Source organism: Stenotrophomonas sp. CCNWLW57 (genome assembly GCF_037203925.1).
GTDB lineage: Bacteria > Pseudomonadota > Gammaproteobacteria > Xanthomonadales > Xanthomonadaceae > Stenotrophomonas > Stenotrophomonas rhizophila_A.
This window is the reverse complement of the sequence record NZ_JBBCBJ010000001.1, coordinates 911141-933859: the sequence shown is the minus strand read 5'-3', so window position 1 is coordinate 933859 and position 22719 is coordinate 911141. Positions and strand designations below refer to the sequence as shown.

Genomic DNA, 22719 nt, shown 5'->3' with positions numbered 1-22719 from the left:
CCGCCTTACCAACAAGGAGATGTTTGAATGCGTCGTTTTGCCCTGATTGCCGCCACCGCCCTGCTTGCTGTTGCCAGCACCGCCAATGCCCGTGAAACCCGGGTCGAGCTGCCGCTGCATGACCTGATCAACTCCCCGGAGGCAAAAGCCGCCGGCATCGACGGCAGCGTCCGCTTCTTCCTGGCCGGCGAAAAGGTCAACGTCCAGCAGCGCCTCGGCGAAGACGTGACCAACAAGAAGACCAATGCCGCCAACAAGAGCGATGCCGAGGCCTGCAACTGGGTGGCCCTGTCGGCGCTGAAGGCGCTGCAGGACGGCGCCAAGTCGCGCGGCGCCAACGCCGTGGTCGACGTCGTCAGCTACTACAAGAAGAACGAGTTCAAGAGCACCACCAACTTCGAATGCTACGCAGGCGCCATCCTGGCCGGCGTCGCCCTGAAGGGCACCTACGCAAAGGTGAAGTGACGCTTCGCAGCACTTCACCGGTAGCAGCCGACTGTTAGTCGGCTGGCATCGCCGCCGCCGTTCCCCCGGAACGGCGGTGGCCGCCCGACCTGAACACCGCCGCGACATTGATGAACCTGAATCTGCCGCGCGCCAGCAAACCGACACCTTGGCGCCTGCCCGGCTTTCGTAGTTGCCTGCTTTACTCCACAATCGGCGTATCTATTCCCAGGGCCAAGCCCCGCGGGCAATGCAAGCCTACGTCTACAAAAGCCAACGCAAGCAGGACACTTACGTCTACCTCGCCGCCCGCGACGCCTTCGATGCCATCCCCGATGCGCTGAAGGCCACGCTGGCGCCGTTCGCATTCGTGCTGGAAGTTGCCCTGACCCCCGACCGTCGCCTCGCCCTGGCCGACGCTGATCAAGTGCGCGCCAATCTCCAGGCGCGCGGCTTCCACCTGCAGATGCCACCGCCGCTGGTCGCGCCCGTGAAGGTGCCGCGCCGCGATGACTGATATTCCGCGCACCCGCGCTGCCGCCATCGCCTTCGCCACGGGCGGCCTGCTGTCGCTGGCAGCAGTGCTGGGCGGGGTGCCGGCTGCGCTGGGTGCCGCACTGGCGCAGCCGGCGTTCGCGCTGGGCATGTCCTGGTGGCGGCGCAGCCGCGCCGTGCCGGCGCTGCCCCAGCTGGGCCGCCAGGACCTTCCGGCGCTGCTCGCGCTGTGGTCGGTGGGCCCGGCCCTGCTGGCGCTGCTGGTGGCCTGGCCGCTGGCCGCGCTGCACGACAGCGGCAGCCTGGCGGCCGTGCTTGGCCTGAGCGTGGCGGTCAGTGCCGCGCTGCTCGGCGTCTGGCGCACCTGGCCGCTGTGGAATGAAATCGAACGCAGTGACGGCAGCCTGGCGCGCCATTGGCGCACCCTGGCCGGCCGAGATCTCAGCGCCTGGCGCGGGCTGGTCGTGGCCGCGCTGGTGGTGGCGATCTGCGCGCTGGTGGTGGTTCCTGCATGGCCGGGGCTGGTGCCCGATGGCCTGCGCTGGCCGTTCGCGCTGGTGGTGCTGATCGGTTCGCCGCTGGCCCATCTGGCCCTGCAGCGCGTTGCGCCGGCCGATCCGCTGGGCAGCCGCAGCGTGCTCGACCTGGGCAGCGACCCGTTCGCCGCCGCCGCCCAGCACGACGACCCGGGCCAGCCGCTGGAGCCGCTGGCCCAGCACGAACGCCTGCCGGCGCTGTACGAAGCCGCGCGCAGCGGCCGGGTCGACCGCGCCCTGCAGCTGCTGGCGGCAGGTGCCGACCCGCAGGGTCTGCCCGATCCCACCTGGCGCGACCAGCGCAGCCTGGTGGTGCTGGCCGCCGTGCTGCCCGACCTGCGCCTGCTGCGCGAGCTGATCGCCCGTGGCGTAGGCGTCAACACCCCGCACAAGGGCATGACCCCGCTGCTGGCCGCCACCCGCGACAGCTGGCACGGCCGCCCCGAAGCGGTGATGACCCTGCTGGCCAACGGCGCCGATTCGCGCGCGGTAGACAGCGACGGCAACACCCCGCTGCACCACGCCGCGCGCAGTTCCGACCCCGGCGTGGCCGCATTGCTGCGCGATGCCGCGGCCGAAGTGGATGCACTGAACAATGACGGCTGGTCGCCACTGGCAGTGGCCTGCCAGGTCGGCAACTGGCGGCTGGCGCGGTTCCTGCTGGAGCGCGGTGCGCGCACCGAGCCGGCCGAGGGCACCCCCGTGCTGCTGGCCGCGGCCGGCACCGAAGAAGACGATCCGGCCGGCGTGCAGCTGCTGCTCAAGCACAAGGCGCGCGCCGACGCGCGCGACCGCCAACGCCGCAGCGCCCTGCATGAAGCGGCATTGGCCGGCCACGTGGACATCATCGATGTGCTGCTGGCGGCCGGCGCCAACCTTGAATCGCGCGATGCGCTGTCTCGTACGCCGTGGCTGGAAGCCGCGCGCGGTGGCCGGGCCGGCGTGGTCGAACACCTGCTGCCGCACAAGCCCGACCTGCATGCGGTCGACGTGGAAGGCCGCAACGCGGTGCTGCTGGCCTGCATGGCCGACAACGTCTCGCCGTTGCTGGTCCGCCGCCTGTTGGACCTGGGCATTGCCGCCGACGTGTCCGATCCGCAGGGACGCCGCGCCGTGGATATCGCGGCCGCCGCCGGGCGCTGGGCGATCGTCTCGCTGCTGGACCGCAGCTACCCGCTGCCCACCGCAGTGAGCGATGGCTTGGCCAGCGCGGGCGAGGATGACAGCGGGCAGGGCAGCCCGGCACTGCCGGACCGCCCGCCGCTGGACCTGCTGCGCGAAGCGCTGGGATTCGGCAACGTGGATGGCATGGCCTCGCTGGCCCGCCTGTGCAGCCCGGACGAACTGGGCGGCCTGCTCCACGACGGCGAACTGGCGCTGGACCCGCACGCGGTGGAGTGGCTGCTGGCGCATGGTGCCGCGCCGGAGGTCCTGGATGCCTGCGGCGATACCCCGATGTTCGCGCTGCTGGCGCGTGGCATCGATGCGGTGCCCGCGCTGCAGGTGCTGCTGCGCCGGGGCGTATCGCCGACCGGTGCCGGCGGCCTGGCGCGCCTGCTCAGCGCCTGTGCCCAGCACGACCAGGCCGCGCGCGGGCTGGAACAGCTTGCATTGGAACTGCTCGAACGCGGTGCCGATCCGTTTGCGGCCTCGCCGGCCGGCGATCCGCCGCTGTCCCTCGCCGTTCGCCTGGGCTGGCTGCGTCTGCAGCAGGCCCTGCTCACCCTCGGCGTGGACCGTGAAGCGCGCGACAGCCACGGCATGACCGCGCTGCACCTGGCCACCGCGCTGGCCCGCGAAGGCTCGTTGAAGCTGCTGGTGCAGCAGGGCGCCTCGCCCGAAGCCCGCGCTGCCGATGGCCAGACCCCGCTGGGCGTGGCGCTGTCGATCGGCCGCCGCGACCTGGCCGATTGGCTGGATTGGCGCGTGTGGCAGCTGCCGCGCCGCGCGCTGCGTGCCGCCGATCTCCCCGCCGCCGCGATGGCCGGCGATGCCGACGCCGTGCGCCGGTTGAACGACTTGGGCTTCGCCGTGGACGTGGTGGATGCGCAGGGCTGCACCGCGCTGCTGCGTGCCGCCGGTGGCGGCCACCTGGCCGTGGTCGACCTGCTGCTGGCGCGTGGCGCCAACCCGCAGCACGCTGCAGCCAGTGGTGCCACGCCGTTGTCGGCGGCGGTGAGCATGCGCCAGATCGACATCGTGTCGGCGCTGCTGGATGCCGGTGCGGAACTGGAATACAAGCTGCCCGGTGGCGTGACCGTGCTGATGCTGGCATCGGCGCTGGGCCTGCCGGACATCGCCGCGCGCCTGCTGACCGCCGGTGCCAACGTGCATGCGGGCGATGCGCAGCAACTGGGGCCGCTGCATTGTGCGGCCCTGTACGGCTTTGGTGCGCGGGATCGTTCGCGCCTGCTGGCGCTGCTGGACACCCTGTTGCTGGCCGGTGCCGAGCCGGACCAGGCTGCAGCCGGTTCGGTGACCCCGCTGCTGTTGCTGCTGGGCGCGCGCGCCGAGCCGGGTACCGCGTGCGATGAGCAGATCGTGCTGGCCGCCGTGGAGCGGCTGCTCGATGAAGACGTGTCATTGGATGCGCGCGATCCGCGTGGGTTCGGTCCGCTGCACCTGGCGGCATTGCACGGCCTGCCGCTGCTGGTGCAACGCCTGCTGCGCGCAGGCGCGGATCCGGACGTACGCGACGCGTTGAACCGCAGCCCGCGCGAGATCGCGGTGATGCGCGGTTTCATCGACGTGGCCGGTGAGTTCGAACCGCGCGTGCCGGGCGTTTCGTCGATGGCCCGGTTCCTGCGCGATAACGGGTAACGGCGGCGGGGATGAACCCCTGACACGCGGCTTCGGACAGTTATCAACCGCGATCGGTGCGTCGCAGACGTTGGGTGCGTGTCTTCGGATCTTCGGGCTGCGCTGCGCGCGTCGCCGACTAACAGTCGGCGCTACGAATTGCTGGCGAACGATGGGGGAGTTGGATACGTTCGATCGGTTCCGTTCAATTTTCGCGTTGGTTGTCTGGCTTTTCGTCGCGTTCCGCATCGGCTTCGAACAGGCGCATCAAATCTGCCCTCGCATCGCGTGAGGTCTGCATGACCGCGGCATCGTCGTCGTAGACCAGGTACTGGTCGCGCAGCAGTTTTTCATCGTGCTCGCGGAAGCGCTGCACATGGTTGCGCGCCGTCTCCGTGGGAAGGCCCAACGCGGTCAGCACCCGCTCGCTCATGTCCAGGCTGCTGCCGAACACCTCGCGGAACGGTTCGGCCGACATGTCCATCAACCGCCATGCATGCTGGCGATTGCGCGCCCGGGCCAGCACCACCGCGTCCGGGTACAGGCGCCGGATCAGCCGCGTGGCGCGCATGTTCGCTTCCGGGTCGTCCAGCGTGATCACGTAGACCCGCACATGCTCGCCGCCGGCCGCGCGCAGGATCTCCGGCCGGGTCGGGTCGCCGTAGTACAGCTTGTTGCCGAAGCGGCGCAGGTCCGACACCGTATCCGGGTTCGCTTCCAGCGCCACGAACGGGATTTTCTGTGCGGTCAGCAGGCGTGCCACCACCTGGCCGAAGCGGCCCATGCCAGCGATCATCACGCTGGGTTCGGTGCCGCCGTTGTCGATGGTGTCGGCCGCGGGCCTGTCGCGCGCCACCTCGTGTTCGCGCCCCAGCAGGCGCAGCAACGCGATCAACAGCAGCGGCGTGAGCGCCATCGACAGGCCTACGATCGCCACCAGCCGGTCGTGGTTGGCATTGCCCAGCAGGTTCGCGCGCTGCGCTTCGTTGAACACCACGAACGCGAATTCACCGCCCAGCCACAGCACGCTGCCGAGCAGCAGCGCGTGCCGCGTGCTCAGCCTGGCCAGCTTGCCGATGCCGAACAGCAGGCTGAACTTCACCACCAGCAGCACCGCCACCCCGATCGCGATCGCCCACGGCTCGGCCACCACCCGGTCCAGGTCGATGCCCATGCCCACGGCGATGAAGAACAGGCCCAGCAGCAGCCCCTTGAACGGCTCGATCTGCGATTCCAGTTCATGCCGGAATTCCGAATCCGAGAGCAGCACGCCGGCCAGGAACGCGCCCAGGCTGGGGCTCAGGCCCACCGTCTGCATGAACCACGCCGTGCCCAGCACCACCAGCAGCGCCATCGCGGTGAACACCTCCGGGCTGCGCGTACGCGCCACGGTGTTGAACAGCCAGCGCAGCACCGGTCGCCCGCACAGGATCACCACCGCCAGCGCGCCCAGCGCCACCGCCACGTCGTTCCATTGCAGGGTTTCATTGCGCGCCCCGCCCAGCAGCGGAATCGCCGCCAGCAGCGGAATCGCGATCAGGTCCTGGAACAGCAGGATGGCAAAGCCCAGCCGGCCGTAATCCGTGTTGAGCCCCTTGTGTTCGGATAGCAGCTGCAGGCCCACGGCAGTGGACGACAGCGCCAGCGCGATGCCCACGATCAGCGCTCCCTTCCAGTGGAAGTGGTCCAGCATCAGCAGGCCGCCCAGCACCAGCGCGCTCAGCGCCACCTGCGCGGTGCCGGCGCCGAACACCGAGCGCCGCATCACCTTCAGCCGCGTGGGCGACAGCTCCAGCCCGATCACGAACAGCAGCATCACCACGCCGATCTCGGCCGCGCCGAGGATCCGGTCGGCATCCTGCACGAAGCCCAGCCCGTCGGGTCCGAGCACCACGCCCGCTGCCAGGTAGCCCAGCACGGCACCCAGCCCGAGCTTCTTGAATACCGGCACCGCGATCACCGCGGCCAGCAGCAGCACCAGGGCCAGGACCAGCGCACCGCTATGCATGGGGAAACCTGCGCATCGCATCATCGGCCTGTCGCCGGCGGCCTATTATGCGGCCCCGCGCGTCAATGACCTTCAACCGGGCCCGAACGAGGGCCCGTCAGGGGTTGACCCGGTCTGCGTGCGGGTCCAGACTGCCGCCCGCTGACCGCGCCAGCACGGTGCGCCCAGCGAAACCCTTCCGGAGTCCACACCCATGTCCAGCGACAGTAGAAGTCGACCTTGCTCGACGCCAGCGATGGCCACCGCCTGACACGGGACGGTTCGCCAGCGTTGGCGTCGCGCGATCGCGATCCACAAGGCGAACCCCATGAACCAGAAAGACCTCCTGCGCCCGGTGGCGGATGCCGCCGCCCTGAGCGCACCCCTGCAGGACTTCAACACCGCCGACGCGGTGGAATACCTCAACACCCTGGCCCTGCCGCGCGCCGCCGACACCCTGGCCGCGTTGCCGTTGCCGCGCGCGGTGAAAATGCTCGAGCAGCCCGAGCTCACCCGCAGCGGTGACCTCGTGGCCGCGCTGCCGGTGGCCAAGGCCGCCGCGCTGCTGGGCCTGATGGCCGACGACCGTGCCACCGACATCGTCCATGAGCTGGACGAGGACGAACGCGCGCGCCTGATCCCATTGCTCAGCGCCGATTCGCGCCAGGCCATCCAGCAGCTGCTCAGCTACCCGGCGCACACCGCCGGCGCGCTGATGACCACCGAATTCGTCAGCGTGCCCGCCGACTGGACCGTGGGCCGCACCCTGCAGCACATCCGCGAAGTCGAGCGCACCCGCGAGACCGTGTACGCCATCTACGTGCTGGACCCGGTCACCCAGGCCCTGCAGCAGGTGGTCACCATGCGCCGGCTGATCACCGGCCTGCCGGACGAGCCGATCCTGGAGGTGGCCCAGGTCAATCCGCCGGTGACCGTCGATGCCATGCTCGACCAGGAAGAAGTGGCCCAGCTGATCCGCCGCCACGACCTGCTCGCCATCCCGGTGGTCGATGCGCGCCAGCAGGTGCTGGGCATCGTCACCGTGGATGACATCCTGGATGCGCTGATTGAAGAATCCACCGAGGACGCGCACAAGTTCGGCGGCATGGAAGCGCTGGAAAAGCCGTACATGCAGATTGGCTTCTTCGAGATGCTGCGCAAGCGCGCCGGCTGGTTGAGCGTGCTGTTCCTCGGCGAAATGCTTACCGCCAGCGCCATGCAGCATTACGAGGACGAGCTGGCCCGCGCCGTGGTGCTCACGCTGTTCATTCCGCTGATCATGAGCTCCGGCGGCAATTCCGGTTCGCAGGCCACCTCGCTGCTGATCCGCAGCCTGGCCCTGCGCGAACTGCGCCTACGCGACTGGTGGAAGGTGGCGCTGCGCGAAGTGCCTACCGGCATCACCCTGGGCGCCATCCTCGGCGTGCTGGCGATCATCCGCATCGTGTCCTGGCAGCTGCTCGGCCTGCACGACTACGGCGAGCACTGGCAGCTGCTGGCGCTCACCATCGGTGCGGCGCTGGTCGGCATCGTAACGTTCGGTTCGCTGTCCGGTTCGATGCTGCCGTTCATCCTCAAGCGCCTGGGCTTCGACCCGGCCAGTGCCTCGGCACCGTTCGTGGCCACCCTGGTCGACGTCACCGGCCTGGTGATCTACTTCAGCATCGCCGCGATGATCCTGCGCGGCACGTTGCTGTAACCGCACCATGTCGCCACGCCGCGTGCGGCGTGGCGATGCGGCGGCAGCCGATCCTTGCGCCAGATCATCCCAACGCGACCGCCAGCCGTGTACCGTGTCACCACGTGTCCCGGTGACTGTTCGACCCCATGAGCACCTACCACCTGCAATCCGTATTCCGCCCGCAGTCGGTGGCCGTCGTCGGCGGCAGCCCGCGCGAGCGTTCCGCCGGCCGCGCGGTCATGCGCAACCTGCGCGCCACCGGCTTTCCCGGCAAGGTCGCCTGGATCAATCCGCGCTACGGCGAAATCGACGGCATCAGCACGGTCAAACGGCTGAAGGACCTCGACTGGGTGCCCGAACTCGTCGTCATCACCGCCCCGGCCAGCATCGTGCCGCAGGTGGTGGCCACCGCCGCCGAACGCGGCGTGGCCGCGGCCATCATCCTCACCGCCAACCTCGGCCACGGCCCGGGTTCGCTCAGCGAGCAGGTTGAAGCGGCGGCACGGCCCAAGGGCCTGCGCATCCTCGGCCCGCATTGCCTGGGCGTGATCGCCCCGCATGCACGGCTCAACGCCAGCATCGCCGCGCACTTCCCGCAGGCGGGCGACCTCGCGCTGATCTCCGAATCCAGCGCCATTGCCGCTGCCCTGGTGGAATGGGGCGTGGCGCGCTCGGTCGGTTTTTCCGCCGTGGTCTCGCTGGGCGACGCGCTCGATGTCGACTTCGGCGACCTGCTCGACTATTTCGCCACCGATTACCGCACCCGCGCCATCCTGCTCTACGTCGAACACATCCGCGACGCGCGCAAGTTCATGTCCGCCGCGCGCGCCGCCGCGCGTGCCAAGCCGGTGGTGGTGGTCAAATCCGGCCGTCATATCCGAATCGATCCCGATGGCGACACCCACGTGCAGGCGCTGGCCAGCTCCGACGCGGTGTACGGCGCCGCGTTCAACCGCGCCGGCCTGCTGCGGGTGAGCGCGCTGGATGAGCTGTTCACCGCCGCCGAAACGCTCGGCCGCCTCGGCACCTTCCCGGGCCGCCGGCTGGCCATCCTCAGCAACGGCGGCGGGGTAGGGCGGCTGGCCGTGGACCAGCTGCTGGCCCTGCGCGGCAGCCTGGCCGAACTCTCGCCCGGCACCATCGCCGAGCTGGACGCCGTGTTGCCCGAAGGCTGGTCGCGCAGCAATCCGGTCGACATCGTGGTCGACGCAGACGGTGACCGCTACGCCGCCGCCATCGACGCGCTGATGTCCGACAGCGGCAACGATGCCGTGCTGGTGGTCAACGTGCCCACCGCGTTCACCTCATCGGCAGACGCCGCGCAGGCACTCACCCGCACCCTCGGCCTGCGCCCGCGCCACCATCGCGACAAGCCGGTGTTCGCGGTGTGGCTGGGCAACGACGACCGTGCCACCGCCACCCTCAACGCCGCCCGCGTGCCGACCTACCCGACCGAGGCCGAAGCCGTGCGCGGCTTCCAGCACCTGGTGCGCTACCGCGATGCGCAGGCGGCGCTGATGGAGACCCCGCCCAGCCTGCCGCAGGATTTCGTGGTGGATACCGCCGCCGCGCGCGCCATCGTCGAGGCCGCGCTCGCCGCCGGCCAGCAGTGGCTGGACCCCATCGCCACCCACCAGCTGCTCTCGGCCTATGGCATTCCCTCCGCGCCGGTGATGCAGGCGCGCGACCCGCACGAAGCCATGGACCTGGCCCAGCCGCTGCTGGAGCAGGGCGCCACCGTGGCAGTTAAGGTGTTCTCGGCCGACATCCCGCACAAATCCGATGTCGATGGCGTGCGCCTCAACCTGGGCACCCTGCAGTCCGTGCAGGCCGCCGCCAGCTCCATCCTCGCCCGCGCCCACGAGATGCGTCCCAACGCACGCATCGATGGCGTGCTGGTGCAGCCCACCATCGTGCGGCCCAAGGCACGCGAATTGATTGCCGGCATCGCCGACGACCCGACCTTCGGCCCGGTGGTGGTGTTCGGCCGTGGCGGCACCGCCGTGGAAGTGATCGACGACAAGGCGTTGGCCCTGCCGCCGCTGGACCTGCGCCTGGCCCATGAGCTGATCGGCCGCACCCGCGTGTCGCGCATCCTCAAGGCCTACCGCGATGTCCCGGCGGCAGACGAACGCGCCGTCGCGTTGATCCTGGTCAAGCTGGCGCAGCTGGCCGCCGACATTCCCGAAGTGCGCACGCTGGACATCAACCCGCTGCTGGCCGACCGCGACGGCGTCATCGCACTGGACGCGCGCGTGGCCATCGCGCCCTCGCGCAAGCTGCACAAGGGCCGAGGCCATCCGCGCTTCGCGGTGTTCCCGTACCCGAAGGAGTGGGAGCGCACCATCACCTTGTCCGACGGCGCGCCCGCGTTCGTACGCCCGGTGCGGCCGGAAGACGACGCGCTGTTCCGTGCCTTCTTCGCCCGCGTCACGGACGACGACCTGCGCCTGCGCTTCTTCCAGTCGGTGAAGCATTTCAGCCACGAATTCATCGCGCGCCTGACCCAGCTCGACTACGCCCGTTCCATCGCGCTGGTGGCGATCGACCCGCGCAGTGGCGACATGCTCGGCGCGGTGCGCCTGCATGCGGACGCCGATTACGATCGCGGCGAGTACGGCATCCTGATCCGCTCCGACCTCAAGGGCCATGGCATCGGCTGGCGCCTGATGACCATCATGATCGAGTACGCCCAGTGGCTGGGCCTGAACATCGTCGAAGGCCAGGTGCTGCGCGAGAACAGCACCATGCTGGCGATGTGCCAGAGCCTGGGCTTCAAGACGAAGCTCGATCCCGACGACTCCACCGTCATGGTGGTGACCCTGCCGGTGAAGGACGCCAACGTCGCGTTACCGCCCGAAGGTGTCACCCACTGAGTGAACACCGGCGCCTGTCACTCTGCCGGCCGGTCAGTTGCCTGCATCAGGAACAATGCCGAGTGCTCGCGGGGTATGGGTCCCAAGCGGTCATCCGGGAAGGCAGCGTTGGTCAGCATCGTCTGATAGGCCAGCGAGCCAAACGTGAATTTCGCATCATCCGGCGCCGGCAACGCAGCCATCAACGCCCGGCCGCGCTCCAGCACGTCTGGGTGCTGCTTGATGAAGGCTTCCAGCGTGATGCTGCCGACCGTGCAGCGGTTGGTGATGTAGCGCAGCTGGTCCCCCAGGGCTGCCAGCCGCTTTTCGCCTGAATCCAGCTTCGCGTCCTGTACCGCCGGTTTCAGCGCAGGAGTGACCACCTCGTAATAGGCCAGCTCACGCTGCATGATGGTTTCCAACGGCAGCGTGCCGGCATCTGTCGGTGCTGAGGGTAGACTCGGCGTACTGGTGGACGCCGGGGTTGGCGTGGCGGCGGTGATACCGGGAATGGAATCCATGCAGGGCTCACTGGAAAGGGAAGTGCCTGAGCCTAGCCAGCCCGGGGTACCGGACTGGTACTGAGTCACGCTACTGCGCCAAGTGACTGTTTCATGTGGCGCTCTCACCTCCCGCCGCGCAACACACCGGGCCACACACGACACTCCATGGCCACCCGGATCGCGGACAATAGCGGCATGACCGATCGTGTACCGCTGTTGCTGCTGCCCGGCCTGCTCAACGACGCCGAACTCTGGCGCGCGCAGATTGCTGCGCTGTCTGATATCGCCGACTGCACCGTAGGCGACCAGACCCGAGGCGACACCATGCAGGCGGTGGTGGAGGACGTACTGGCCCAGGCCCCGGAACGCTTCGCCCTGGCCGGCTTCTCGCTCGGTGGCTTCGTCGCCCAGCAGATCCTGCGCGTGGCCCCGGAGCGGGTACTGCGGCTGGCGCTGATCGACACCTCCATCCATGCCGACTCGCCCGAGCGCGCCGCCCAGCGCCAGTCGCAGCGTTCCAGCGTGCGCCTGCCCGGCACCTTCCATGGCTTCGGCGACAAGCTGATGCGCAGCTACATCGATGCCTCGCGGCTGGACGACTACGTGCTGGTCCAACGCGTGCGTGACATGACCGCACGCCTGGGTGCCGAAGTGTTCCTGCGCCAGAGCGCGCTCGATCGCGTTGACGGCCACGACGTGCTTGCCGGCTACCGCGACCCGCTGTTGATCATCTGCGGCGCCAACGACCGCATCACCCCGCTGGCGATCAGCGAGGAGATGCATGCCCTGGTACCCGGCTCAACCCTGGTCGTGCTGCCCGATTGCGGCCACCTCGCGCCAATGGAAAAGCCCGAGGAAGTAAGCGCTGCCATGCGTGAGTGGTTGCTCGCCTGCTGGTAGGGTCGCATCCCAATCGACCGCCGATAACGGTGCCGCGTTCTGTAGTGGCATGACCTCCGCCGAAGAAGCGCTCTTCGGCAGAGGTCATGCGTTCGCCGCGCCGATCCTCGTGGTCGGCGGTTGATCGGGATCCAACCCTACCAACCCAGGCGTCCGGCGACCCCTGAGCGAAAGGTCAATCCCACGCCGGCGCGATACCTTCCGGGTTCGCCAGCCGCTGTCCACGATCCAGCGTGGCAATCTGCGCCATGTCCTCGTCGCTCAACCGCAGGTCCGCAGCGAGCAGGTTGCTGGCCAGGTTCTCGCGCTTGGTCGACGACGGAATCACCGCAAAGCCCTGCTGCAGCGCCCAAGCCAGTGCGACCTGCGCCGGGGTGGCGTCGTGGCGTTCGGCAATGGCCTGGATCACCGGATCCTTCAGCACCTCGCCATAGGCCAGGCTCATGTAGGCCGTCACATGGATGCCCTGCTCACGCAGGAACGCAATCAACGCCCGATTCTGCAGGTACGGATGCACCTCGATCTGGTTGGTCGCGATCGCATCGGCACCGAGGATCGCAATCGCCTGGCGGGTGAGGTCAATCGTGAAATTGGAAATGCCGATCTGCCGGGTCAGGCCTTCGGCCTTGGCCTGCGCCAGCGCGCCCAGGTACTCGGCCATCGGCGCCGCGTCGTTCGGCGACGGCCAATGAATCAGGGTCAGGTCGACATGATCGGTACGCAGCTTGCGCAGGCTTTCGCGCAGGCTCTCCAGCAGGGCATCGTGCTGGAAGCTGGCGATCCAGATCTTGGTGGTCAGGAACAGGTCCTCACGCGCCACGCCAGACTCGGCGATGGCCTGCCCGACCTCGGCTTCGTTGCCGTAGATCTGCGCCGTATCGATGGCGCGGTAGCCCACGTCCAGTGCGTTGCGGACCGAATCGATGACGGTCTGGTCCTTCAGGCGGAACGTGCCAAGGCCGAATGCGGGAATGCTCATGGAAAACTCCTTCAGTGGGGGAGTGCAGGCTACGCCGTGCACCGTTAAACGAATCAAATGAGAAGGCTCAATGGGAGGCGACAACCACGCCCTCGGCGCGATCCTCGATCCCGTCACGCCGGTCCAGCCGCCCGCTCAGCACGGTCAGCCCCAGCGCACCCAACACCACCAGCGCGCCCAGCCACGGCGTATGCATCAGGCCCAGGTGATCCACCACCAGCCCGCCCAGCGAAGCACCCATTGCGATGCCCACGTTGAACGCGGCGATGTTCAGGCCAGAGGCGACATCAGCGGCCTGCGGCGCAAAGCGCTGCGCCTGCTTCACCACGTACACCTGCAGCCCCGGCACGTTGCCGAACGCCACCGCGCCCAGTGCCAGCACCGTCAGCAGCACCAGCCAAGTGTTGTGTGCGGTGAAGGTCAGGGCGAACAGCACCAGCGCCAGCAGCCCGAAGATCAGCTTCAGCGCCGGAATCGGCCCACGGCGGTCGGCCAGGCGGCCACCCCACAGGTTGCCGATCGCCACCGACACGCCGTACACCAGCAGCACGCCGCTCACCGCGTTCGGCGAGAAACCGGTGACGTCCTGCAGGATCGACGCAAGATAGGTAAAGGACAGGAACGTACCGCCATAGCCCAGCGCGGTGATCGCATACACCAGCAGCAGGCGCGGCTGCGCCAGTACCGAAAGCTGCTGGCCGAACGTCGCTGGCTCGCTGCGCTGCAGGTTGCGCGGCACGAACAGCAGGCTGCCGATCAGCGCGACCACGCCCAGCGCCGCCACTGCCAGGAAGGTCGCCCGCCAGCCCAGGTGCTGGCCGATGAACGTGCCCAGCGGCACCCCGGTGACCAGTGCCACGGTCAGTCCGGTGAACATGATCGCAATCGCGCTGGCCGCCTTTTCCTTCGGCACCACCGACGTGGCGATGATCGAGCCGATCGAGAAGAACACCCCATGGGCCAACCCGGTGAGCACGCGCGCCACGATCAGCGAGCCATAACTGGGCGCCATCCAGGCAATCACGTTGCCCAGGGTGAACAGCACCATCAGGGCCACCAGCAGGGTCTTGCGCGGCACCCGGCCGGTCAGTGCGGTCAACACCGGCGCGCCGACCGCCACACCCAGCGCGTACAGCGAGACCAGCAGGCCTGCGGAGGGCAGGGACACGCCGAGGTCGGCGGCAATGGTCGGGATCAGCCCGACGATGACGAATTCTGTGGTGCCGATGGCGTACGCACCCAGCGTAAGCGCCAACAGGGCCAAGGGGATGCCACGGGACATGAGCGTTACCGGTGGAAGAAGAAGGTGCGCAGTCTGCGCGCCGCACTCTTGCGGAAAAACCGGTCTTCACGCCAATGACTCTTGCTTCATGGTCAATAATGGGGCCATGAAGACCACCCTGGACGAAATGCAGGCGTTCATCGCCGTCATCGACAGCGGCTCGATCACCGCCGCCGCCGAGGAACTGGGCCAGACCACCTCCGGGGTCAGCCGCGCGCTGGGCCGGCTGGAGGAAAAGCTGGGCACCACCCTGCTGACCCGCACCACCCGGCGCCTTCAGCTCACCGAAGAAGGCGATGCCTTCCTCGCCCAGGCACGCGCCATCGTGGCCTCGGTGGAAGCGGCCGAAGAGCACATGACGGCGCGGCGGCAGCGCCCGGCCGGGCGCCTGCGCGTGGATGCGGCCACCCCCTTCGTGCTGCACGTCATCGCGCCGATGGTCGCCGGGTACCGGGCGCTGTACCCGGACGTGCAGCTGGAGCTCAACAGCAGCGAGCGCTACATCGATCTGCTGGAACGCCGCACCGACGTCGCCATCCGCATTGGCCCGCTGGCCGATTCCACTCTGCACGCGCGCCCGCTCGCGCACAGCCGCCTTCGCGTATTGGCCAGCCCGGCCTACCTCGCCCAGTACGGCACGCCGAAGACGGTTGAAGAACTGGACGGCCACGCGCTGCTCGGCTTCAACGAACCGGATTCGCTCAACCACTGGCCGCTTCCCGGGCGCACCGACGCGCTCCTGCACGTCCGCCCGGCAGTGGCGGTCTCCAGCGGCGAAACCCTGCGCCGCTTGGCCCTCGAAGGCGCGGGCGTGGTCTGCCTGTCCGACTTCATGACCCACCGCGACCGCGATGCGGGCACGCTGGTGCAGGTGCTGCCGGCGCTCACCGTGGAAGTGCGCCAGCCCATCCACGCCGTGTACTACCGCAACACTGCCGTATCGGCGCGGATCAGCAGCTTCCTGGACTATCTCGCCGAATCCATGACCGGGCGGGCGTTCCTCCGCTGAAAGCGGTGCATGGGCCGGCCAACGGCCGGGGCTACCCGCCGCTGTCAAATTATGTAACTATTGTTGTTACATGAAATCCAGCAATCAATTCTCCGACGCGCTCCACATCATGGCCCACCTGGTCGGCCAGGACGGACCGCGCACCTCCGAACAGCTCGCTGCCTGCCTGCCGACCCACCCGGTGGTGATCCGCCGCCTGCTCGCCGCGCTGCAGAAGGGCGGGCTGGTCCGCACCGCCCGCGGCCATGGTGGCGGCAGCCAGCTGGCGCGCGACCCGGCCACCATCACCCTGCACGACGTCTATCTCGCCATCGGCTCGCCGGCGCTGCTGCATACCGGCGCGCGCGAAACCGGGCGCGGCTGCCCGGTGCAGCAGGTGGTGAATGCCGCGCTGGATGAGAGCTACCAACAGGCGCAGGCGCTGCTCGAACAGCGCCTGCATGCCACCACGCTGGCGACCCTGGGCGACGCCTTTGCCCAGCACCTGGCCCAGCACAGCAAGGGAGTTCCGCATGACCTTTGATGCCGTGATCGTCGGCGGCAGTTTCGCCGGGCTCTCCGCCGCCATGATGCTGGCGCGTGCGCGCCGCAGCGTGCTGGTGATCGACAGCGGGCTGCCGCGCAACCGCTTCTCCAGCCACTCGCATGGCGTGCTGGGTCTGGATGGCATCTCCGGCGGCGACCTGCTGCGCCAGGCCAAGGCACAGCTGCTGGATTACCCCAGCGTGCGCTGGGCCAACGACACCGCCACCGACGCGCAGCCGACCGTGGATGGTTTCGCGGTAAGCACGGCGGCCGGGGATACATGGGCGGCGCGCAAGCTGCTGCTGGCCACCGGCATCCGCGATGTGTTGCCCGGGCTGCCCGGCCTCGCCGAACGCTGGGGCCACAGCGTGCTGCACTGCCCGTACTGCCATGGCTATGAAGTGGGCGGTGGCGCGATCGGGCTGCTGGGGGGACATCCGATGTCGCCGATCATGGCCGCGCTGATCGCCGACTGGGGCCAGGTCACCTTTTTCACGCAGGGCATGGCACTGGACGACGAGCAGCGGGGCACGCTGCAGCGGCGCGGGGTGCAGATCGAAACGGAAACGGTGGTGGCACTGGAAGGCGACCCGCCGCAGTTGAGTGGGGCCTTGCTGGCCGATGGACGCCACATCGACCTGCGCGCGCTGTTCGTCAGTGCGCGCCAGGAAATGGGTTCGGCGCTGGTGGAGCAGCTCGGCTGTGAACTGGAAGAGAGCCCGGTCGGTGTGCTGGTTCGGGTGGATGCGCAGAAGCAGACCACGGTGCCCGGTGTCTACGCGGCGGGTGATGCAACGTTGATGGGCAACATCACGCTGGCCAGTGCGGAGGGCGTGCGCGCCGGGGTCAGCATGCATCACGCGCTGGTGGCCGAGGATGGGGCAGTGGTGGGGTGATACGGAAACGGCCACCCTGGGGTGGCCGTTGCTGGTACGGTCTATTCCGGAGGCGTGGTCAGGCGGCGCTGGCACTTTCCAGCTGTGCGATGTCTTCGGCGGTCAGGTCTACCTGGGCAGCGGCGAGGACGTCGTGCAGCTGTTCCACGCGGGTCGCGCTGACGATCGGCGCGGTGATGCCCGGGCGGGCGATCAACCAGGCAATGGCGACCTGGGCGGGGGTCGCGTTGTAGGTGCCGGCCACGTCATCCAGCGCCTGCAGGATGCGCAGGCCACGCGGATTGACGTACTTGGCCACCACGCTGCTGCCGCGCGAACTGCTCTTGGCCGCATCATCGGCACTGCGGTACTTGCCGCTGAGGAAGCCGCTGGCCAGCGAGTAGTAGCTGATCACGCCCAGCCCGTGCTCGCGCGCCACCGCTTCCAGCCCGCTTTCGTAACCGGCACGGTCATACAGGTTGTACTCCGGCTGCAGCGTCTCGTAGCGGGGCAGCTTGTAGTCCGCCGATACCTTCAGCGCGGCCTGCAACCGCTCGGCGCTGTAGTTGGAGGCGCCAATCGCACGTACCTTGCCCTGTTCGATCAACCGGCCAAACGCGGCCAGCGTGGTTTCCAGCGGCGTGGACTCGTCATCCTCGTGCGCCTGGTAGAGATCGATCACATCGGTCTGCAGGCGGCGCAGCGAATCTTCCACGGCCGCGCTGATGTTGTCGGCGGACAGCCCCGGGTGTTCGGCCCACTTGGCCACCTTTGTGGCCAGCACCACCTTGTCGCGCTTGCCGCTGCGCTGGAACCAGCGGCCCAGGATCGTTTCCGATTCACCGCCCTTGTTCCCGGGCACCCAGGCCGAATACACATCGGCGGTATCGACCAGGCTGTAGCCGGCATCGACGAACGCATCGAGCAGGGCGAACGAGGTCTTCTCGTCCGCGCCCCAGCCGAAGACGTTGCCGCCGAACGCGATGGGAAGCACTTTCAGGCCGGAACGGCCGAGTTCGCGCGGTTCAGTCATGGGCAATCCTCCAGTCAAATCCAATGTCACAGCATAAGTGCCTGTCCATGACACCGCTGCGGCGCGGGCCACAAAACAGTGTTCCGCTTCGCTGCACTGCACTAACGTTTTGTGAACACCTTTGACATCGCGACTGCTAGGCTCGCCGCATCCCGCCACCGTAGGTGATCCGATGAAAGCCCGTTCGCTCAGCTGTGCCTGCCTGTTCACCGTGTCCACGCTGCTGCTTGCCGCCCCCGCCATGGCCATCAAGCCAGCCGGCCCCAACGCCCAGCCCGCCATCACCGCCGCCGTCCAGGCTGCCGTCGACGGCAAGGGCCGCACGCCGGACAACGTGAAGCGCGACGCCTACCGGCACCCGGCGCAGACGTTGTCGTTCTTCGGCGTGGAACCGGGCAAGACCGTGGTGGAAATCACCCCCGGTGGCGGCTGGTACTCGGAAATCCTCGCCCCGCTGCTGCGTGACAAGGGCACCTACGTCGCGGCGGTGGTCGACCCGATGGCGGTTGCTGAAGGCAAGGCCCGCGATTACCAGCAGCGCGGCCGCGACGGGCTGGAAAAGAAGTTCGCCGGCACCCCGTCGCTCTACGACAAGGCCAAGATCGTGGGCTACGACCCCAAAGCCCCCAAGTTCGGCCCCGACAACTCCGCCGATGTCGTGCTGACCTTCCGCAACGTGCACAACTGGCGCAGCGCCAACCAGGCCGAAGGCATGTTCAAGGGCTTCTACAGCGTGCTCAAGCCCGGTGGCGTGCTCGGCGTGGTCGAACACCGTGCCAAGGCCGACGTGCCGGCCGACGACAAGAGCGGCTACGTGGGCCAGGCCCAGGTCATCGCCATGGCCGAAGCGGCCGGCTTCAAGCTTGCCGGCAGCAGCGAGATCAACGCCAACCCGCGCGATACCAAGGACCACCCGAACGGCGTGTGGACCCTGCCGCCGGTGAACAACCATGACGCCGCCGATGATGCCAAGTACAAGGCGATCGGTGAAAGCGATCGCATGACCCTTCGTTTCGTGAAGTAGTGCCGGGCCCTGCCCGGTACGCGGGCGCACGACCAACGGTCGTGCGCTACCGGTTGAGATAGCGGTAGGTACCGACCGTTGGTCGGTACCACGGCGTCCGAAGCCGTGTAATGGGACAATGACACCTCGTCACTTCTGTCCCGCCCCATGCTGATCGCTCTCAACAAGCCCTTCAACGTCCTGTGCCAGTTCACCGACAGCAGCCAGCCGCCACGCGCGACCCTGGCCGGCTTCGGCCTGCCGCCTGACGTATACGCGGCAGGTCGCCTGGACTACGACAGCGAGGGCCTGCTGCTGCTCACCGACGACGGCAGGCTGGCGCATCGGCTGACCGACCCGCGCCACAAGGAAGACAAGACCTACTGGGTGCAGGTGGAAGGCACGCCGACCGACGAGCAGGTACAGGCGTTGCGCAGGGGCGTGCAGTTGAACGACGGCCCGACCCTGCCCGCACGCGTGGAGTACCTGGAAACCCCAACGTTGTGGGAGCGCACGCCGCCGGTGCGGTTCCGCAAGACCGTGCCCGATGCCTGGCTGGCCATCACCCTGCGCGAAGGGCGCAACCGCCAGGTGCGGCGGATGACGGCGGCGGTGGGTCTGCCCACACTGCGGCTGGTCCGCGTGGCGATGGGCCCGCACGGGTTGAAGGACCTGCAGCCCGGCCAGTGGCGGCGGATCGATTGATCCAAACAAAAACCGCCGGACAGGCCGGCGGTTTTCGTCTACTGCAACGTGCCTGATGGATCAGGCGTCGCTGCCGATATCGCTGTGCTCATCCACCACCGTGGTATTGCGGCGGTTGCGCGCGCTGATGCGCTCGGCCTGCCCATTCACCACGCTGCCGTTGGCCAGCTTCTTCTTCTGCTGCTTGCGGTACAGCGCGTAGCCCAGCAGGCCTACACCTACTGCGGCCACGGCGATGGTGGCCGCCGGATTACGGCGCACGGCCTTCGCGGCCACCTTGCTGCCGGTCTTCACCGCACCCAGCGCCGCACCGGTCTTGATCCAGTCCGTCGCCTGCGGGCCGAGGTGGCGCAGGTTGCTGCCGGCGTGCTTCAGGCCATCGCCTGCGCTGCTTGCCAGATCCAGTGCACGCTCCAGGGCGCGGTCGGTAATCACGGTCAGTCTGCTCATTGGGGGGTCCTTTGCCTCGGTTCGAAATCCAGTGTCGCGCGGGGGCCGTGTAGGGCGTGTTATCCGCCAGGCACGGTATGGTCACGACGATAACCAATCCGCGCGATCCATTCAGGTGGACCGGCGGCGCACGGTCAGCCGGCGTTACGTCCCGCGCGGCTTGGCGCGATGGGTGGCGCTGGCGGTCCACGGATCATCCGGCCACGGGTGCCGTGGGTAGCGCCCCTTCATTTCCTTTTTGACCTCGGCATAGGTGTTGGCCCAGAAGTTGCGCAGGTCCTGGGTCACCTGCAGCGGGCGGCCACCGGGCGACAGCAGGTGCAGCGTGAGCGGCACGCGGCCATCGGCGATGCGCGGCGTATCGGCCAGCCCGAACAGCTCCTGCAACTTCACCGCCAGCACCGGTGGCTGCGGCGTGCTGCCATCGGCCTCCAGCGCATACGTGATCGGCCGCTCCATGCCCGAGGGCACCGCAATGCGCACCGGCGCATGCCGGTCGATCAGCTGGCGCTGCGCCCACGGCATCGGCGATTTCAGCGCCTCGCCCAGCGTGGACTCATCCAGCGCATCCAGGCGCGTCTTGCCATTGAACGCCGGCGTCAGCCATGTCGCGAGCGTCTCCATCAGCGCCGCATCCGACACCTCCGGCAGGTCCAGCTCCGGCATCCACGCACGCAGCGAGAGCGCTCGCGCCTGCCACTGGCGCAAGCCGTCGGTCCATGGCAATGCCTCCAGTCCCAGCTCGCGCACCGCCTCGGTCAAGGCCTGCGCGGCCTGCGCCGGATCCACCCGCCCGGCCGATCGGCTGTCCAGCACGATGCGGTCGAAGCGGCTTTCGCGGCGCGCCACCAGCGCCCGCTTGTCCGCGTCCCAGCGCACCACGTCCTGCTGCTGGAAGCGCTGCGGGAAATCCCGGCGCAGGCGGTTCTCATCCACCGGCGCGGCGCGCTGCAGCAGCGCATCGCGGGCTTCGTAGCGCAGTTCCACCGCCACCAGCCACGGCTCACCGCGCAGGTCGCTGGGGTCGAACAAGCGCGCGCTGCGCCCATTGGCCAACAGGTAACGCAGCGGGTCGGTGGGATGCCGCGCCGCGATCCGGTCCGGGAAGGCGTGCGCCAGCAGGTCGCCCAGCTGGTGGGCCTCCACTGAAGACGGCGGCGCGGTGTCGCAGCGCAGGCGCCGCCGCCACTGCTTGCTGGCCGCATCGATGGCCGCCAGCGCGCCGCGATTGGCGTCCTGCGGCACGCGTCCCTGCCGGAATGCGGCCAGCGCCCGCCACCGCGCGGCCAACGCATCGCCGCCGTGGCGCAGCGGATCCCGCGCTTCCACCAGCGCGGCCAGGTCGCAGGCCAGCGCCTGCTCGGTGCCGTTGCCGGCCGCCAGCAACATCGCCGACAGCCGTGGGTGCGTGCCCAGGGTGAGCATGCGCCGGCCCAGCGCGGAGAGCGCGCCGCTATCGCCCAGCGCACCCAACCGCTGCAGCAGCTCGCGCGCGGCGGCCATCGCGCCCACCGGCGGCGCATCCACGAAACGCAGGTCCTCGCTGCCCCATGCAGCCAGCTCCAGCGCCAGCGCGGCCAGCTCCACCTGTGCGATCTCCGGCCGGCGCTGCGCTTCCAGCCGCTGCGACTGCGGCCACAGCCGCCAGGCCCAGCCTTCGGCCACGCGCCCGGCGCGGCCGGCGCGCTGGTCGGCCGAGGCCTGCGCGATGTTCACCACGTCCAGCCGCGAAAAACCGCTGTTGGGGTCATAGCGCGGCTCGCGCGCCAGCCCCGCATCCACCACCACGCGCACCCCGGGCAGGGTCACCGAGGATTCGGCCACGTTGGTGGCCAGCACCACCCGGCGCTGGCCCTGCGGATCGGGCTGCAGCACGCGCGACTGCTGCTCCACCGGCAGCTCGCCGTGCAGCGGCAACACCTGGATATCGGCCGGCAACGCCTGTTCCAGCGCCGCCTGGGTGCGCGCGATCTCGCGTTGGCCCGGCAGGAACACCAGCACATCCCCGGGGTGCTCGACCAAGGCCTGCTCCACCGCGCGCCGTGCCTGCGCCTCCAGCGATTCATCGCGACGGGCCGGGAAATGGCTCACCGCCACCGGGAAGCTGCGGCCGGCGCTGCTCAGGCGCGGGGCGTCCAGAAACTGTGCCAGCCGCTCGCCATCCAGCGTCGCCGACATCACCACGATGCGCAGGTCCTCGCGCAATTGCGCCTGCACATCCAGCGCCAGCGCCAGCCCCAGATCGGCGGCCAGGTGGCGCTCATGGAATTCATCGAACAGCAGCGCGCCCACGCCGTCCAGCATCGGGTCGTCCTGCAGCATCCGGGTGAGGATGCCCTCGGTGACCACCTCCACCCGGGTGCGCGCGGACACCTTGTTCTCGAAGCGGATGCGGTAGCCCACCGTGCCGCCGACCTCTTCGCCCAGCTGCCGCGCCATGAACTGCGCGGCGCTGCGCGCGGCTACCCGGCGTGGTTCCAGCATGATGACCTTCCGGCCTTCCAGCCACGGCGCGTCCAGCAGCGCCAACGGCACCTGGGTGGTCTTGCCCGCGCCCGGGGGCGCTTCCAGCACCAGGCGCGGGTGCGTGGCCAGCTGCGTGGCGATCTGCGGCAGCAGCTCGGAAATCGGAAAACTCGACGTACTCATGGCGCAAGG

The 22719-nt window shown here is 68.8% G+C and carries 18 protein-coding genes; 11 read left to right on the top strand and 7 right to left on the bottom strand.

What is annotated here, in order from left to right; genetic code table 11:
* Positions 1–27 precede the first annotated feature (27 nt).
* The 3 genes from V9K91_RS04105 (at position 28) to V9K91_RS04095 (ending at position 4295) form a co-directional block, all read left to right on the top strand.
* Complete coding sequence (locus V9K91_RS04105; RefSeq protein ID WP_093532656.1) at positions 28–465, top strand: excinuclease ATPase subunit; 438 nt, start codon at positions 28–30, stop codon at positions 463–465.
* Between the two features lie 229 nt (positions 466–694).
* Positions 695–961 (top strand): YcgL domain-containing protein, encoded by a 267-nt coding sequence (locus tag V9K91_RS04100; protein ID WP_095363240.1) that lies wholly within the window; start codon positions 695–697, stop codon positions 959–961.
* Positions 954–4295 (top strand): ankyrin repeat domain-containing protein, encoded by a 3342-nt coding sequence (locus V9K91_RS04095; protein ID WP_336442745.1) that lies wholly within the window; start codon positions 954–956, stop codon positions 4293–4295. The genes V9K91_RS04100 and V9K91_RS04095 overlap by 8 nt, the downstream gene beginning before the upstream one ends.
* 184 nt (positions 4296–4479) lie before the next feature.
* On the opposite strand, the gene V9K91_RS04090 is transcribed toward V9K91_RS04095, so the two are convergent.
* Positions 4480–6282 carry a monovalent cation:proton antiporter-2 (CPA2) family protein gene (locus V9K91_RS04090; protein ID WP_336442744.1) on the bottom strand — a complete coding sequence of 601 codons (1803 nt, stop codon included), beginning with the start codon at positions 6280–6282 and terminating at the stop codon, positions 4480–4482.
* A 307-nt stretch (positions 6283–6589) separates the two neighbouring features.
* Here V9K91_RS04090 and mgtE point away from each other — a divergent pair, with 307 nt between their 5' ends.
* Both mgtE and V9K91_RS04080 read left to right on the top strand, forming a co-directional pair.
* Entirely contained in the window at positions 6590–7960 is a 1371-nt protein-coding gene (gene mgtE / locus V9K91_RS04085; RefSeq protein WP_068854439.1) for a magnesium transporter, read from the top strand.
* A gap of 128 nt (positions 7961–8088) precedes the next feature.
* Positions 8089–10818, top strand: a complete 2730-nt coding sequence (locus V9K91_RS04080; RefSeq protein ID WP_336442743.1) for a bifunctional acetate--CoA ligase family protein/GNAT family N-acetyltransferase — start codon at positions 8089–8091, stop codon at positions 10816–10818.
* A gap of 17 nt (positions 10819–10835) precedes the next feature.
* Here the strand turns inward: V9K91_RS04080 and V9K91_RS04075 are convergent, their stop codons facing one another.
* The gene (locus V9K91_RS04075) at positions 10836–11318 is read right to left on the bottom strand and encodes a hypothetical protein (protein ID WP_336442742.1); all 483 of its coding nucleotides are present in this window, start codon (positions 11316–11318) and stop codon (positions 10836–10838) included.
* 177 nt (positions 11319–11495) lie between these two features.
* Here V9K91_RS04075 and V9K91_RS04070 point away from each other — a divergent pair, with 177 nt between their 5' ends.
* Positions 11496–12200, top strand: a complete 705-nt coding sequence (locus V9K91_RS04070; protein ID WP_336442741.1) for an alpha/beta fold hydrolase — start codon at positions 11496–11498, stop codon at positions 12198–12200.
* Between the two features lie 175 nt (positions 12201–12375).
* Here V9K91_RS04070 and dkgB read toward each other — a convergent pair whose 3' ends face one another.
* Both dkgB and V9K91_RS04060 read right to left on the bottom strand, forming a co-directional pair.
* Entirely contained in the window at positions 12376–13179 is an 804-nt protein-coding gene (dkgB, locus tag V9K91_RS04065) for a 2,5-didehydrogluconate reductase DkgB (protein WP_306987272.1), read from the bottom strand.
* Between the two features lie 67 nt (positions 13180–13246).
* A complete protein-coding gene (locus V9K91_RS04060) occupies positions 13247–14461 on the bottom strand; it encodes an MFS transporter (protein ID WP_095363234.1) in 1215 nt (404 codons plus the stop codon).
* Positions 14462–14567: 106 nt separating this feature from the next.
* On the opposite strand from V9K91_RS04060, the gene V9K91_RS04055 reads away from it, so the two are divergent.
* From V9K91_RS04055 to V9K91_RS04045, 3 genes are all read left to right on the top strand, one after another.
* Positions 14568–15470: a LysR family transcriptional regulator gene (locus V9K91_RS04055; protein WP_336442740.1), complete on the top strand. Its 903-nt coding sequence runs from the start codon at positions 14568–14570 to the stop codon at positions 15468–15470.
* Positions 15471–15540: 70 nt separating this feature from the next.
* Positions 15541–15993: an Rrf2 family transcriptional regulator gene (locus V9K91_RS04050; RefSeq protein ID WP_249833315.1), complete on the top strand. Its 453-nt coding sequence runs from the start codon at positions 15541–15543 to the stop codon at positions 15991–15993.
* Positions 15983–16891, top strand: coding sequence for an NAD(P)/FAD-dependent oxidoreductase (locus tag V9K91_RS04045; protein WP_336442739.1), 909 nt, complete (start codon positions 15983–15985; stop codon positions 16889–16891). The genes V9K91_RS04050 and V9K91_RS04045 overlap by 11 nt, the downstream gene beginning before the upstream one ends.
* A 58-nt stretch (positions 16892–16949) precedes the next feature.
* Here V9K91_RS04045 and V9K91_RS04040 read toward each other — a convergent pair whose 3' ends face one another.
* The gene (locus V9K91_RS04040; RefSeq protein WP_336442738.1) at positions 16950–17903 is read right to left on the bottom strand and encodes an aldo/keto reductase; all 954 of its coding nucleotides are present in this window, start codon (positions 17901–17903) and stop codon (positions 16950–16952) included.
* A gap of 172 nt (positions 17904–18075) precedes the next feature.
* On the opposite strand from V9K91_RS04040, the gene V9K91_RS04035 reads away from it, so the two are divergent.
* Complete coding sequence (locus V9K91_RS04035) at positions 18076–18927, top strand: class I SAM-dependent methyltransferase (protein WP_093532668.1); 852 nt, start codon at positions 18076–18078, stop codon at positions 18925–18927.
* 147 nt (positions 18928–19074) lie between these two features.
* The gene (locus tag V9K91_RS04030) at positions 19075–19611 is read left to right on the top strand and encodes a pseudouridine synthase (RefSeq protein ID WP_336442737.1); all 537 of its coding nucleotides are present in this window, start codon (positions 19075–19077) and stop codon (positions 19609–19611) included.
* A 60-nt stretch (positions 19612–19671) separates the two neighbouring features.
* Here the strand turns inward: V9K91_RS04030 and V9K91_RS04025 are convergent, their stop codons facing one another.
* Together V9K91_RS04025 and hrpB are read right to left on the bottom strand one after the other, a co-directional pair.
* Positions 19672–20061: a hypothetical protein gene (locus tag V9K91_RS04025; RefSeq protein ID WP_068854427.1), complete on the bottom strand. Its 390-nt coding sequence runs from the start codon at positions 20059–20061 to the stop codon at positions 19672–19674.
* 144 nt (positions 20062–20205) lie between these two features.
* Entirely contained in the window at positions 20206–22710 is a 2505-nt protein-coding gene (gene hrpB, locus V9K91_RS04020; protein WP_336442736.1) for an ATP-dependent helicase HrpB, read from the bottom strand.
* Positions 22711–22719 lie beyond the last annotated feature (9 nt).